This window comes from Sandaracinus amylolyticus, assembly GCF_000737325.1.
GTDB classification, from domain to species: Bacteria; Myxococcota_A; Polyangia; order Polyangiales; family Sandaracinaceae; genus Sandaracinus; species Sandaracinus amylolyticus.
Genome location: NZ_CP011125.1, coordinates 2,141,316 through 2,154,749 on the forward strand (window position 1 = coordinate 2,141,316; position 13,434 = coordinate 2,154,749).

At 71.5% G+C, this 13,434-nt stretch carries 10 protein-coding genes; 5 read left to right on the forward strand and 5 right to left on the reverse strand.

Going from position 1 to position 13,434, the window contains the following annotated elements; translation table 11 throughout:
• Window positions 1-45: 45 nt before the first annotated feature.
• Both asnB and DB32_RS09010 read left to right on the forward strand, forming a co-directional pair.
• Window positions 46-1,974, forward strand: coding sequence for an asparagine synthase (glutamine-hydrolyzing) (gene asnB, locus DB32_RS09005; protein WP_053232009.1), 1,929 nt, complete (start codon window positions 46-48; stop codon window positions 1,972-1,974).
• On the forward strand, window positions 1,958-2,995 hold the full coding sequence (locus DB32_RS09010; RefSeq protein ID WP_240481182.1) for a glycosyltransferase family 2 protein: 1,038 nt from the start codon (window positions 1,958-1,960) through the stop codon (window positions 2,993-2,995). Before asnB ends, DB32_RS09010 begins: the two co-directional genes overlap by 17 nt.
• On the opposite strand, the gene DB32_RS09015 is transcribed toward DB32_RS09010, so the two are convergent.
• Window positions 2,992-4,509, reverse strand: a complete 1,518-nt coding sequence (locus tag DB32_RS09015) for a gluzincin family metallopeptidase (protein WP_053232010.1) — start codon at window positions 4,507-4,509, stop codon at window positions 2,992-2,994. The genes DB32_RS09010 and DB32_RS09015 overlap by 4 nt on opposite strands.
• A 74-nt stretch (window positions 4,510-4,583) precedes the next feature.
• Here DB32_RS09015 and DB32_RS09020 point away from each other — a divergent pair, with 74 nt between their 5' ends.
• On the forward strand, window positions 4,584-5,936 hold the full coding sequence (locus DB32_RS09020; protein WP_053232011.1) for a radical SAM protein: 1,353 nt from the start codon (window positions 4,584-4,586) through the stop codon (window positions 5,934-5,936).
• A gap of 1 nt (window position 5,937) precedes the next feature.
• On the opposite strand, the gene DB32_RS09025 is transcribed toward DB32_RS09020, so the two are convergent.
• Window positions 5,938-7,077, reverse strand: coding sequence for a hypothetical protein (locus DB32_RS09025; RefSeq protein WP_157068877.1), 1,140 nt, complete (start codon window positions 7,075-7,077; stop codon window positions 5,938-5,940).
• A gap of 188 nt (window positions 7,078-7,265) precedes the next feature.
• Here DB32_RS09025 and DB32_RS09030 point away from each other — a divergent pair, with 188 nt between their 5' ends.
• Together DB32_RS09030 and DB32_RS09035 are read left to right on the forward strand one after the other, a co-directional pair.
• The gene (locus DB32_RS09030; RefSeq protein ID WP_053232013.1) at window positions 7,266-8,696 is read left to right on the forward strand and encodes a hypothetical protein; all 1,431 of its coding nucleotides are present in this window, start codon (window positions 7,266-7,268) and stop codon (window positions 8,694-8,696) included.
• A 126-nt stretch (window positions 8,697-8,822) separates the two neighbouring features.
• Window positions 8,823-9,917, forward strand: a complete 1,095-nt coding sequence (locus tag DB32_RS09035; RefSeq protein ID WP_053232014.1) for a hypothetical protein — start codon at window positions 8,823-8,825, stop codon at window positions 9,915-9,917.
• 124 nt (window positions 9,918-10,041) lie between these two features.
• On the opposite strand, the gene DB32_RS09040 is transcribed toward DB32_RS09035, so the two are convergent.
• From DB32_RS09040 to DB32_RS49905, 3 genes are read right to left on the reverse strand one after another with little or no spacing between them, the layout of a single operon-like run.
• Entirely contained in the window at window positions 10,042-10,929 is an 888-nt protein-coding gene (locus tag DB32_RS09040; RefSeq protein ID WP_157068878.1) for a hypothetical protein, read from the reverse strand.
• 37 nt (window positions 10,930-10,966) lie between these two features.
• Window positions 10,967-11,374, reverse strand: coding sequence for a hypothetical protein (locus tag DB32_RS09045; protein WP_053232016.1), 408 nt, complete (start codon window positions 11,372-11,374; stop codon window positions 10,967-10,969).
• On the reverse strand, window positions 11,371-13,398 hold the full coding sequence (locus tag DB32_RS49905) for an acetyl/propionyl/methylcrotonyl-CoA carboxylase subunit alpha (RefSeq protein ID WP_053232017.1): 2,028 nt from the start codon (window positions 13,396-13,398) through the stop codon (window positions 11,371-11,373). Before DB32_RS49905 ends, DB32_RS09045 begins: the two co-directional genes overlap by 4 nt.
• Window positions 13,399-13,434 lie beyond the last annotated feature (36 nt).

Below are 13,434 nucleotides of genomic sequence, written 5' to 3' on the forward strand. Positions count from 1 at the left end.
TTCCGAGGTGCGTCGGGCGGACGCGAAGGGGAGGTCGAGAGAGCCATGTGCGGCATCGCAGGAGCGGTGGGCGTCGTCGACGAGCGAGTGCGCGAAGCGCTCGTGCGCATGCACGGGGCGCAAGTGCATCGCGGTCCCGACGCCGACGGAGAGTGGGCGCGCGTCGAGCGCGATCGCGGCGTCGCGTTCGCGCATCGCCGCCTCTCGATCCTCGACGTGTCGCCGCTCGGCAAACAACCGATGGAGCACGCGGACGGTCACGTCATCTGCTTCAACGGCGAGATCTACAACTACCGCGAGCTGCGCGGAGAGCTCGAGCAGAGAGGCGCGCGCTTCCGCTCGACGAGCGACACGGAGATCGTGCTCGAGGCCTACGCGCAGTGGGGCGAGCACGCGATCGAGCGCCTGCGCGGGATGTTCGCGATCGCGATCTACGACGCGCGCCGGAACGAGGTGCTGCTCGCCCGTGATCGCGTGGGGATCAAGCCGCTCTACTGGGCGAGCGTCGAGCGCGCGCGCGCGGGTCGCACGCTGATCTTCGCGAGCGAGCTGCGCGCGGTCCTCGCGAGCGGCCTCGTGCCGCGGAAGCTCGATCCCAGCGGGCTCTCGACGTTCCTCTGGAACGGCGTGGTCGCATCGCCGCGCACGATCGTGAAGGACGTCTCGCTCCTGCCCGAAGGCACGCTCGCGTGGGTGGGCGCCGACGGAACGCTCGGCGCGCAGCGTCGCTACTGGTCGCTGCCGCCGTCGCGACCGCGCGAGGAGGGCGCATCGGTGCGCGCGGTGTCGCACGCGCTGCGCGAAGCGATCTCGCAGCACCTCGTCAGCGACGTGCCGCTCGGCGTCTTCCTCTCGGGCGGCATCGACTCGAGCGCGATCGCCGCGCTCGCGCGCGAGGTCAGCTCCGCGCCGGTGCGCACGTTCAACGTCGGCTTCGAGGAAGCGGAGTACGACGAGTCGACGCACGCGCGCGCGGTCGCGACGGTGCTCGGCACCGATCACGTCGACGTGCGCCTCACGCAGCGGGACTTCGAGGAAGGCCTCGAGGACGCGCTGCGCGCGATCGATCAGCCGACGTTCGACGGGATCAACACGTGGCTCGTGAGCCGCGCGGTGCGCCGCGCCGGGATCACGGTCGCGCTCGCCGGCACCGGCGGCGACGAGCTCTTCGGCGGGTACGCGAGCTTCCGCGACATCCCGCTGGCGCGCGAGGCCGCGTCGGTCGGCGCGGTGTTCCCCGATCGCGCGCGCTCGATGCTCGCGCAGCTCGTGACGCGCGTGGCGACCGGCGAGCCCGGCGAGGTGAGGCCGCAGACACGCTGGGGCAAGCTCGAGGATCTGCTCGCGACGGGCGGGGAGATGCTCGAGGCCTATCAGGTCTCGTACGCGCTCTACACGCGCTCGTTCCTCGCGGAGCTCACGCGACATCGCAGCGACGACAACGAGTGGGGCCTTCCGCCGGAGCGCGCCGCGTACCTGCGCGAGCTCGTCGGAGGTCAGCCCGACCTGCACGCGATCTCGATGCTCGAGCTCTCGGGGTTCCTCGGCGAGCGCCTGCTGCGCGACACCGATGCGGCGAGCATGGCGGTCTCGCTCGAGGTGCGCGTGCCGCTGCTCGATCACGTCCTGATCGAGCGCCTCGCCGAAGTGCCGATCGCGCGCCGCTTCCTGCCGGCGCAGCGCAAGCAGCTCCTGCGAGATCTCGCGCTCTCGAGGCTGCCTCCGTCGCTCTTCGAGCGACCGAAGCGCGGCTTCGAGCTGCCGCTCGCCGCGTGGACGCGACAGCGCCTCGCGGGCGAGATCGAGCACACGCTGACCGACGTCGTGCTCTGCCATCGAGTGGGGCTCGACGGTGAAGCCGTCGCGCGCGCATGGCGCGCGTATCGCGACGGCGCGCCCGGGATCTACTGGTCGCGGATCTGGGCTCTCTACGTCCTCTTGCGATGGTGTCGAACGCATGAGCTCGACCTCTGAATCGATGATCGAGACGCTGCGCACGACGATGGAGCGCGAGAGCTCGCGCGTCGTGCGTCTGCCGAGGCCCGACGTGCCGCCCGCGGGACGTCGCTATCTCCTGATCACGCCGTGTCGCAACGAGGCCGCGCACCTGCGCACCACGCTCGACACGACGCTCGCGCAGACGATCCCGCCCGCGCGGTGGGTGATCGTCGACGACGGATCGACCGACGAGACGCCGCACATCCTCGCGGAGTACGCGGCGAAGCACGACGTCATCCGCGTCGTGACGCGCGGTGATCGCGGCAAACGCGCGGTCGGGCCCGGCGTGATCGAGGCGTTCTACGAGGGGCTGCGCACCGAGAACCTCGACGACTACGACTACGTCTGCAAGTACGACGCGGACCTCGAGATGCCGCCGCGCTACTTCGAGCGCGCGATGGAGCGGATGGAGTCCGAGCCGCACCTCGGCAACCTCAGCGGCAAGATGATGGAGCGTCAGCCCGACGGGTCGCTGAAGACGTTCTTCATGGGCGACGAGAACGCGATCGGCGCGATCAAGTTCTATCGCGTGCCGTGCTTCCGCGAGATCGGCGGGTTCGTGCGCGAGGTCGCGTGGGACGGCATCGACGGACACCTCTGCCGCATGCACGGATGGATCGCGGCGAGCATCGACGATCCCGAGATGCGCTTCGTGCACCTGCGCCCGATGGGCTCGAGCCAGGGCGACATCCTGGTCGGCCGCCGTCGCTGGGGGCGCGGCAAGTACTTCATGGGCTCGGCCTGGTACTACGTGCTCGCGGCGAGCGTGTTCCGCATGAAGGACCGGCCGCGCGTGCGCGGCGGCGTCGAGATCCTGCGCGGATATCTGAAGAGCGCGTGGGACCGTGATCAGCGCTACGACAACCCGCGTTATCTGAAGTACCTGCGCCGATTCGAGCTCTTCCAGCTCGTCGTCGGGAAGAAGTACGGAGTGCGCATCGTGAATCGGCGCATCCGTCGCAGGCCGCCGCGCCTGCTCGACGCAGCGAACCCTTAGTCGGCGAGGAACCCGAGGAGCCGCGCGCCGTCGAGCTCCGGTGCGAGCCGCGCGAGCAGCTCCTCGGGGCTCGTCCCGCGATCGATCTCGGCGATCGCGTTCGCGATCGCGCGCTCCCCGCGCGTGGCCTCGAGGTAGCGCACCATCGCGAGGCTCTGGTGATACGCGAGGCGCGCGTCGGTCGGATCGTCGATGTCGAGGAACGAGCCCGCGATCGAGTCCATCGGGATCCACATGCGCGAGCGCACCATCGTCGCCCAGCTGCGATGGTGCTCCGCGCTCTCCTCGCCCGAGAAGCGCTGCGCCATGCCCTCGTCGAGCCAGTAGGGCGCGCGGCGCGCGCCGCCCGGACGTGCGTGGAGCTGCGCGTGGAGCGACTCGTGCCGCAGCGCGATGCGCGCGCGCGCCTCGGGGCCGCCGAGCGTCGCGGCGTCGACGTGCAGCGAGCCGTCGAAGAGCGCACCGCTCCACGTCGGGGCGCACGTCGCGGCCCGCATCGCGACCGCATCCGGGTGCACCACGACGAGCAGCTCGCTCGCGCGCGTCGTGCGCGTCCATCGCGCGGCGTCGTCGAGCGCCTCGTCGACGGTCGCGAGCGCACGATCGATCACCGCCGCGTCGAGCCCGGACGGAGCGCGCACCACGACCCCGCGCCGCAGGCGCCGCGTCGTCCCGCGCAGCACGATCGCGAGCTGTCGCGCGCGCGCACGCATCCGTCCTGCGCGCACGTCCTCGGGATACTCCGCGAGGTAGACGTCGAGCGCGCGCAGCGCGAGCTCCACGTCCTCGCTGCGCGCGGTGCGCGTCGCGAGCGCCCAGGCCACGCCCGGATCTTCGGGGTCGCGCTCGAACGCTTCGCGCAGCGCCTCGCGTGCACGCGCTTCGTCGTCGCTCCGGAACGCGACCAGCGCCTCGAGCACCGGGCCCGCGGGATCTTCCCGCGCGAGGGACGAGGCGCGACGCGCCCAGCGCTCGGCGTCTCGCAGCCGTCCCTCGGAGAACGCGGCGATCCCGAGGTGCAGCGCCGCCGCGGCGGCGTGATCGAACCCGGACACGCGGCGATCCGGCGCGCTCGCGATCCGGGCGATCCCGCGCTCCGCGTCGCCCCCCGTCACGATCGTGCGCAGCCCCTCGAGCAGCTCGCTCGAGGCCCCGGTCGCGCGCACGCGCGCGGCGAGCTCGCTCTGCCGCGCGTCGAGCACCTGCGTGATCGACGGCCGTTCGGTCACGTCGTCGCCGTCGTCCTGCGCGCAGGGATCGTCGCTCCCGGCGCGGCGCGCACGCTCTCGCGGGATCGGCGCGGCGATCGGCTCCTGCGGCGCAGCGGGCGCGAGGGCCTCGAGCGGCGCGGGCGCTTCGAGCGGTGCCGGCGCTTCGAGCGGCGGCGGCTCCGGCACGTCCTCGACGTCGCCTCGGGTCGCGCGCGGCTCCGGCGCACGCAGCGAGCGCGTGGCCGCGATCGCCACGCACAGGGCGATCACCACGATCACGAGCGCACGCAGACCACGCCTCACGTCGCTGCAGCGTCCGAGGTGAACGCGCGCGCGTCCAGCCGACCGCGCCCGCGGCTCTGGTACATTCGACGCGGATGTCCGCGGTCGCGCGCAACCTCGCGACGGTCGAGCCGCTCGTGCGCCGGCTCCCGTTCGCGATCTCGTCGCTCGAGGCGAGCGAGACGGAGCCCGCGGTCGATCTCCGTCTCGACACCCCGGGCGGCACCGTGAAGGTGCGCGTCGGCTCGCGCGAGGGCGGCACGAAGGCGCTCGCGTACACGCGCAGCTTCGCGATCTCCTATCTGCCGAGCGCCGGCGATCCGCTCTCGCGCGCCGCGCTCGACGGCGTCGTCTCCTTCGCGCGCAAGCTCGCGGCGCTCGATCCCGGCGGCCTCGCGCTGCTCGTGCCGACGCCGACGGAGCCCGCGCCGCGCCGGCTTCCCGTGGTCCCTCGCATCGCGAGCGGCTCGTGGTCGCGCGCCACGTTCGATCGCGGCATCGACGCGGTGCGCGCGAAGGGACGTCGCATCGACCGCGCGGTGCTCGTGGTCACGCAGTCGTGCGAGATGGCGTGCACCTTCTGCCCCTCTCGCGACAAGCAGCACGAGGTGCATCCCGACGTCGACGAGCGCACGTACTTCGACGACCTCGTGCACCAGATGCGCGCGGCGCGCTCGCTCGGCGCGCGCGTGCTCGAGGTCGGCGGCAACGACGTGCTCCGCTTCTCGCGCGCGGCGGAGCTCTTCGAGCGCGCCGGGGCGCTCGGCTTCGAGGAGATCATCGCCCAGTCCCCCGGGCAGCGCCTCGCCGACGAAGCGTTCGCGCGCACGATCGCGTCGGGCCCGCTCACGCGCGTCGAGATCCCGCTCTACGGTGCGCGCGCCGAGGTGCACGACGCAGTGACCGGCGCGCCCGGCAGCTTCGACACGCTGTGCCGCGCGCTCGACGTCGCGCTCGCGCTCGGCCGTCCCCGCGTCGTCCTGCGCACGCTCGCGCTCCGCAGCACACTCGCGCACCTCGGCGACCTCTTCGAGTTCGCGGATCGACGCTTCGGCCTGCGCCTCACGGTGCGCATGCTCTGGCCCAACCGCCTCGGCGAGCGCGAGCACCTCGTCGACGCCGTCCCGTTCCCCGAGCTCGACGACGTGATGCGCCGTCACGCCGATCGCTTCGATCCCGATCTCCCGCTCTGCGTCTTTCCCGGCGCGCACGCCGGCACCGCGCTGCGCGCGCTCGAGTCGATCGCGGGGATCGCGCGCGTGCACCTCTGGGATCTCGGCATCGTCGACGGCTCGGAGGACGCGCGCCAGAAGCGCGATCGCGAGCACCTGCACGTCGCTGCGTGCGACGCATGCGCCGTGCGCGACACGTGCGTCGGCGTCCTGCGCGCGCACCTCGACGCGTTCGGCGACGCGGGGCTGCGACCGTTCGCGTCGCGCCCCGCGTGAGTCACAGCCCCATCGGGCCGTGACCGTCCATGTTCGACACGAAGAAGCGCTCGCGCGTCTTCTCGAGCGGCGCGAGCGCCTCCGCGAGCGGCGGCGCCGCGCAGAAGAGGCGCTTGCCCTCGAGCTTCACGAACCCGTTGTCCTCGAAGGCGCGCACCCAGCGCGGATCGGCCTGGTTCGCGATCACGAGCTCCGCGCCCCGATCGCGCAGGAAGTCGAACGCCGCGTGCACGACCTCGCCCGCGTGCGCGACCGGCGCGAGGTAGTCGACCACCGTGCCCACGCGACAGTCGCCGTAGCGATGGTGCCCCTTCATCTCGCGCACGCACACGACGGCCCAGCCGAGATCCTCGCCCTTCGCGTCGCGCACGCGCAGCCGGATCTGCTCCGACCACTCGGGCTGCGTCTCGCCCGGCGGAAGCAGCGTGTTCATCACGCGCGCGTCGCGCACCGCGATCGCGTCGTAGTCGTTCTTCGCGCGCTCCCACAGCGCGTCGGCCCACGCGCCGAAGCTCGGCACCACCTCGGCCTGCGAGGTGAAGCGCCGCATCGAGCGCAGCCGCAGCACCGAGTGCAGCGCGCGCCCACCGATCGACGCGGCGCCCGTGAACGCCGCGATGTCGAGCGCGAGGCGCGTGCGCGGCTGCTCGCGCAGGTACTTGTTCTTCCGCGCGAAGTGGAACGGCCGCACGACGCGCAGCAGGAACGGCGTCGGGATCATCGTCCACTTCAGCTTGTTCAGCAGCTGCAGCACCGGCGCGTCGTCGCCGCCGTGGCCCCACGAGAAGAGCAGCGGCTGCTTCTTCAGCATGTCGCGGAACAAGCGCAGCCCGAGCGCGCCGTAGCGGTTGTCGTACGCGCCCTCCGAGAAGGGCCCCTGCCAGTCCGCGACCATCTTGGTCTCGCCGCGGATCCACCACGCCTGCGGCTTGAGCGCGTACCCCGCGCGCACGTGCTCGCCGTCCTCGACCGCGAGCCAGTACTCGCGCCACACCGGCTGGTCCGCGCTGCGCTTCGGCAGCCACACCGGGAGCGCGTCGACATAGAAGCCGTACTGCGATCCGCCCTCGCGCATGCGCGTGTTGAACGCGTCCACGCGCATCTTCCACTGCGGATCGTGCGGAACGATGTGAATCGGCATGTCGGAGTCGCGGATGGTGGAGGACCCCGTCGCGCAGCGCAACGGCGTCCGGTCACGTGCCGGCGACCCCTCCATGAGCACCGTGGGCGCGACGACCAGGGTGTGGTCGGCGGCTCGCGCGCTCATGTCACGCGTCAGGGGCCGGAACGCGCGAGGTGACTTCTCGCGATGGGGCTCGGGGCGCTGCGATGGATGGAAGTCCGAATTGGTTCTCGTGGACGGCGCTGGTCCTGTTCGCGCCGCTCGTGATGGTGCTCTTCGCGAGGCTCCAGCCGGTCCTCGCGACGGTCGTCACGATGCTCGGCGCGGTGATGTTCCTCCCAGAGGTCATCCGCTTCGACCCGCCGCTGCTGCCGCCGATCGACAAGCAGACCCTCGCGACGTTCTGGGTCTTCATCGGCTGCTTGTGGCGCGCGCGTGATCGCGTCCGCTCCGCGAAGGTGATGCGCGGCGTCGACTCGTTCTTCTGGCTCGTGCTGATCGGCAGCATCGGCACCGCGCTGACGAACCCCGACGACGTCGTGACCGGGCCCGTCGTGCGCCAGGGCCTCACGACCTACGACGCGTTCGCCGGCGTCGTGAAGGACGTGCTCTTCGTCTTCCTGCCCTTCTTCATCGGGCGCGCGATGTTCCGCACGCCCGACGATCTGCGCGTCTTCCTCAAGGCGCTCGTCGTCGCGGGGCTCGTCTACTCGCTCTTCGCGCTCTTCGAGATCCGCATGAGCCCGCAGACGCACTGGCAGATCTACGGCTATCACCCCGCGAGCTTCGAGATGATGATGCGCGGCGGCGGATACCGTCCGACCATCTGCATGATCACCGGCCTCGCGGTCGCGATGTTCTTCCTGAGCTCGATCATGGCGTCGATCGCGCGCACGAAGACCGGCGAGTCGAAGTGGTACGTGCCGACGTACCTCACGACCGTGTTCGTGCTCTGCAAGAGCACCGGCGCGATCGTCTACGGGCTCTTCCTGATCCCGCTGATGTCGTTCGTGCGGAGGCCGAAGCTGTGGCTCCCGCTCGTGCTCGCGGGCCTCGTGTTCACGTTCCCGCTGCTGCGCCACGCCGACCTGTTCCCCACGCGGCAGATCACCGACTTCTTCATGGGCATCAGCGAGGACCGCGCGCTCTCGCTCTGGTTCCGCTTCGAGAACGAGGATCAGCTCCTCGATCGCGCGCGCGAGCGGCTCTGGTTCGGGTGGGGCGGGTACAGCCGCCAGCGCGTGTACGACCCGATGACCGGCGAGGATCTCTCGGTGACCGACGGGCACTGGATCATCCAGCTCGGCGAGCGCGGGATGGTCGGCTACGTCGGCATGTTCGGGCTGCTGCTCTGGCCGATCGTCAGCGCGTTCCGCGCGCGCAAGCGCATCGTCGACGAGCACGATCGGCACATGGTCGCGGCGCTCGCGCTGATCGTCGCGATCAACGCGGTCGACCTCTTGCCCAACGGGCTCTTCTCGTACTTGCCGTACTTCTACTCGGGCGTGCTCGCGGGCGTGCTCCCGGCGTTCGTCGCCGCGCGCACGAGCGCGCCGGGGAGAGGCCCGGCCGCGCGCGCCGCGGCTCGTCGCACCGCGCCTCCGCCGCGCCGCAGCGTCGCCCCGGCGATGGCCTGACGCCGCGAGCACATTCACATCGAAAAGTCAATGGTAGTCCGCTATTGGTGACGCGTTCCGCTGCTGCCTGACGCGCACCCTCGGTCCCTTGTATCGTACTCGATTCATCGGCTACTCACGCCGCCGATGAATTCCAAGCAGTTGATTCTCACCGCGCTCGCCGCCGCGCTCTTCGTCGGCTGCGATGGCGCGACGACCTCCAGCCCGGCGGGCCTCGATCCGCGCGATCCTTCGAGCGACGAGCCGATCGCTCCGGGCACCGACATCGGTGGTGATGCAGGCGTGCCCGCGACCTCCGACGACGACGACGCGGGCACCGCGACCGAGCCGGTCGAGCCGACCGAGCCCACCACGCCCGCCGCCGACGCGGGCACGACGACGCCGCCGTCCACCCCGACGCCGCCGCCGGCGACGCCGCCCACGACCGAGCCGCCGAGCGCGTGCGTGGGCGAAGGCTGCACGTGCGTCCGCGCGCGCGAGCTCTGGGCCGACGACTTCGAGACCGGCGACAACTCCGCGTGGACCGGCCAGGGCTACGGCGATCCGTGGGGCGATGCCTGCCAGAGCACCGCGGTCAGCACCGTGCACCCGCACAGCGGCCGCTACGCGCAGCGCTCGGAGATCGTGTGCCCCTCGTCGTCGCCCGACGGCGTGCACCGCGGGTACGGCGGTCTGCAGTTCAGCGGCGAAGACGTGCTCCCGAACCACACGAACGTCGGCACCGGCCTCGACGCGCCGAACGGCATCGTCTCGACGTTCCACACGTGGCTCGAGCCGGGCTACCAGTTCGGCAACGGCCGGTGGGTCAGCCTCTTCACGATCAACCCGACGTGCGGCTACACGGAGCGCGTGATCACGCTCGGCCTCGACAACCCCGACGGGATCCTGCGCCCGGCGCACCACTGGCCCGAGGGCACGCTCACGATCGAGCCGGACGCGCAGCCGATGCCGCTCGGTCGCTGGGTGCGCATCACGGTCTACGTGAACTTCCACTCGGGTGAGATGCACGTCTGGCAGGACGGCCAGAGCATCGAGCACGTCACGGGCATCACGCGCGCGACGAAGCAGATGTGCCAGTGGCACTGGGGCCTCTACGCGAGCGGCGACAACACGGACATCGTCATGTTCGAGGACGACATGAGCATCTGGAAGCTCGACGAGGCGTGGAGCGACTGGTCGCGCGAGCCGTGGCTCGGCGAGACGCAGTCGGTCTGCGACTGAAGCCGGCGTGAATCGAGCGAGCGGCGCGCGGTCCTTCGAGGATCGCGCGCCGCGCGCGTTTCAGGCGATCTCGACCGCGCGCTCGAGCTCGTCGACGCGGGCGGTACCGCGCGACCCGCTCCCGTCAGCGCACCGCCAAGACGCGCGCGACCGCGCGCGCATCGAGCTCGCGGCCCTCGAGCGCGGTCTCCATCACGTCGCGCAGCAGGTCGTCGGCGGTGTCGGTGAGCGCGACACGCACCTTCGCGCGCAGCGGCTCGGGCGCGCGCGAGAGCGAGGCTGCCGCGCCGATGCGCTGGGCGCGCGGCGCCGTCGGCGCGACCGCGATCGCGATCAGACGCTCCGCGCTCACCGCGCCCGCGCGATACGTGCCGGCACCGGCGCGCAGCAGGCGCTTCACGTCGGTGATCCACGTGCGCACGTCGCGTCCGTTCGGCTCGAGATCGACCACACGCTCGACCGTCGCAGCGCGATAGGCGTCGAGCGCGCGCTGCGCGTCGTCCGCGAGCTCCGCGGAGTCCTCGACGAAGAAGCGGATCGCCGCGTCGTCGCGCAGCACGAGCACGAGCGTGCCGAGCTCGTCCTCGAGCGTCGGCTCCTCGTCGACGCGCTCGACCTCGGACCACGGCACGAAGCAGTCGCCGCGCTCCCGCGACGACCACCGCACGCCGTCCGCGCCGATCGCGAGCGCCCCCGCGTCCTCGCGCAGACGGCCCGCGGCGTTCCACGACTGCGCGGCGTGGCGGCCCACGCCGATCGCGGTCGCGAGCCCCACGAGGATCCCTCCGACGATGCTCGCTTCCGCGAACGTCGGATCGAGGCCGAGTGTCTGCGTCAGCGCGACGCCGGCCATGATCGTCAGCACGCTCGTGCAGCCGATCAGCGGCGCCCCGAGCGTCGGGACCGAGAGCGCGACACCGGCGCGGGCGAGCCATGTCGCCGCTCTGCGGGGCCGGACGATGGCGCGCAGGCGCATCGCCCTAAACGTGGTCCACGACGCGCGGGTCGCCAAATCGGACCGGCTCTGCCTCCGAAAAACGCGTGGACGATCAGAGACAACCGGCGGCGTAGACGCGCTCCGCGCAGCGACGGCTCGCGGTGTAGGCCTCCTGGAACTCCGTCGAGGTCTCGCCGAGGCACGTCGCTGCACAGTCGCAGTCGTCCCTCGAGAGCGTCACACCGCCGCGCACGCACGTCGCGCCCGTCGGGCAGTCGATCGTGCACTCGAAGTACGCGTCGCGATCCGCGCCGAGCGCCTCGACCGCCGCGTTCTCGCTCGCGCACTCGCTCTCGATGGCGTCCAACGTCGCGAAGCACGCGTCGGAGCAGTTGTTTGGGCTCGCCTCGAAGGCCTCGCAGATCTCGAGCGCGCTCGCTCCCCCGCCTTCGTCGTCGCCCCCGCACGCCGCCAGGAGCATCGCGCCCACGATCATCCAGCCCGTCGCGATCTTCTTCATCCGCTTCCTCCGTTCTCGCTCACCACGGCGATCAGCACGCCGCCTTCGACCTGATCGCCCACCCGGGCGCGCAGCTCGGTGATCACACCTTCGTGCGGCGCCTTGACCGCGTGCTCCATCTTCATCGCCTCCATCACGACGATCGTGTCGCCCGCCGCGACGTGCTGGCCCTCGGAGACGAGCACCTGGAGGATCTTCCCGGGCATCGGGGCGACGCATCCGTCGGCTGCGGCGTCGGCGTCGCGATCGCGGAAGCGCGGCTGCTCGCGCACGACGATCGACACGCCGTCGGCGTGCACGTACCAGCGCTCGTCGTGCTCGATCACGCGTGCTCGCACGCGATGACCGTCGGGGAGCTCGAGCGCGATCTCGGGCCCGTCGACGCTGCGCCGCACGCGTCCGTCGAGCGCCCCCGCGTCGCCCGTGACCTTCACGTCGAACGCGCCGCCGCCGCGATCGACGTACTCGACGTGGACCGTCCCGACGCCCTCGATGTCGTGCGCGACGCGCTCGCCGTGCAGCCGGCTCAGGCGGAAGCCGGTGATCGGGAGGCTCGGAAGGATCGTGCGCGACGCGGCGCGCGTGTGCTGCGCGAAGAACGTCGCCGCGAGCGCCGCGATGCGCGCGCGCGCGGGCTCGATCGTGTCGGCGAGCGCGCCCTGCATGCGCGTCTCGATGAAGTGCGTGTCGAAGTCGCCCGCGTGGAAGTCGGGGTGATCGATCACGCGCAGCAGGAACGCGCGGTTCGTCACGAGGCCCTGCACCGAGAGCGCGGAGAGCGCGCGGCGCAGCCGCTGGATCGCGTCGGCGCGCGTCGGTCCCTTGGTGATGATCTTCGCGATCATCGAGTCGTAGTGGACCGGCACTTCGTCGCCGCTCTCCACCGACGACTCGATGCGCAGCCAGTCCTGCGCGAGCAGCTCCGCGGGAACGTGGAATTCGAGCACGGGCCCGGTCTGCGGGAGGAACCCGCTCGCGGGATCTTCGGCGCAGAGGCGCACCTCGATCGACGCGCCACGCCACCGCGACGCGAGATCGTCTTGCGTGAAGCGAAGGCGCTCGCCGCGCGCGACGCGGATCTGCTCCTCCACGAGATCGAGCCCCTCGATCACGCCCTCGGTGACCGGGTGCTCGACCTGGAGGCGCGTGTTCACTTCGAGGAAGTAGTAGTGGCCCTTCGGGTCGAGCACGAACTCGACGGTGCCCGCGTTCGAGTAGCCGATCGCGCCGCAGAGCTTCACCGCGTCCGCGCCCATGCGCGCGCGCACTTCGGGGGTGAGCACGGGCGAGGGCGCTTCTTCGACGACCTTCTGGTGGCGGCGCTGGATCGAGCACTCGCGCTCGAAGAGGTGCACGAGGTTGCCGTGCTCGTCACCGAGCACCTGGATCTCCACGTGGCGCGGCTGCTCGACGTACTTCTCGACGATCAGCGTGCCGTCGCCGAACGAGCTCTCCGCCTCGCGTCGCGCGCTCTCGATCGCGTCGATCAGCGCGGCGTCGCTGCGCACGACGCGCATGCCCTTTCCGCCGCCGCCCGCCGATGCTTTGAGCAAGAGCGGATATCCGATCGACTTCGCCTCGCGCGCGATCGCGTCGGTCGACTGCTCGGCGCCGCCGTAGCCCGGCACCACCGGCACCCCGGCCCTCTGCGCGGTGACCTTCGCCTCGCGCTTGAGGCCCATCGCGCGGATCGCCGCGGGCGTCGGGCCGACGAAGATCAGCCCCGCGTCGCGCACCGCCTGCGCGAACTCCGCGTTCTCGGCGAGGAATCCGAAGCCCGGATGGATCGCGTCCGCGCCCGTCGCTCTCGCCGCCGCGAGGATGCGATCGACGCGCAGGTACGACTCGCGGCTCGGCGCGGGCCCCAGGCGGAACGCTTCGTCGGCCTCGCGCACGAACAGCGCGCGCTCGTCGGCGTCGGAGAACACCGCGACGGTCGCGATCCCCATCTTCGCGCAGGTGCGCATGACGCGGATGGCGATCTCGCCTCGATTCGCGATGAGGAGCTTTCGGATGGTGCGCATCTCTCGCCTTCTCGAGAAGAGCCTCTGAGGAGAGCA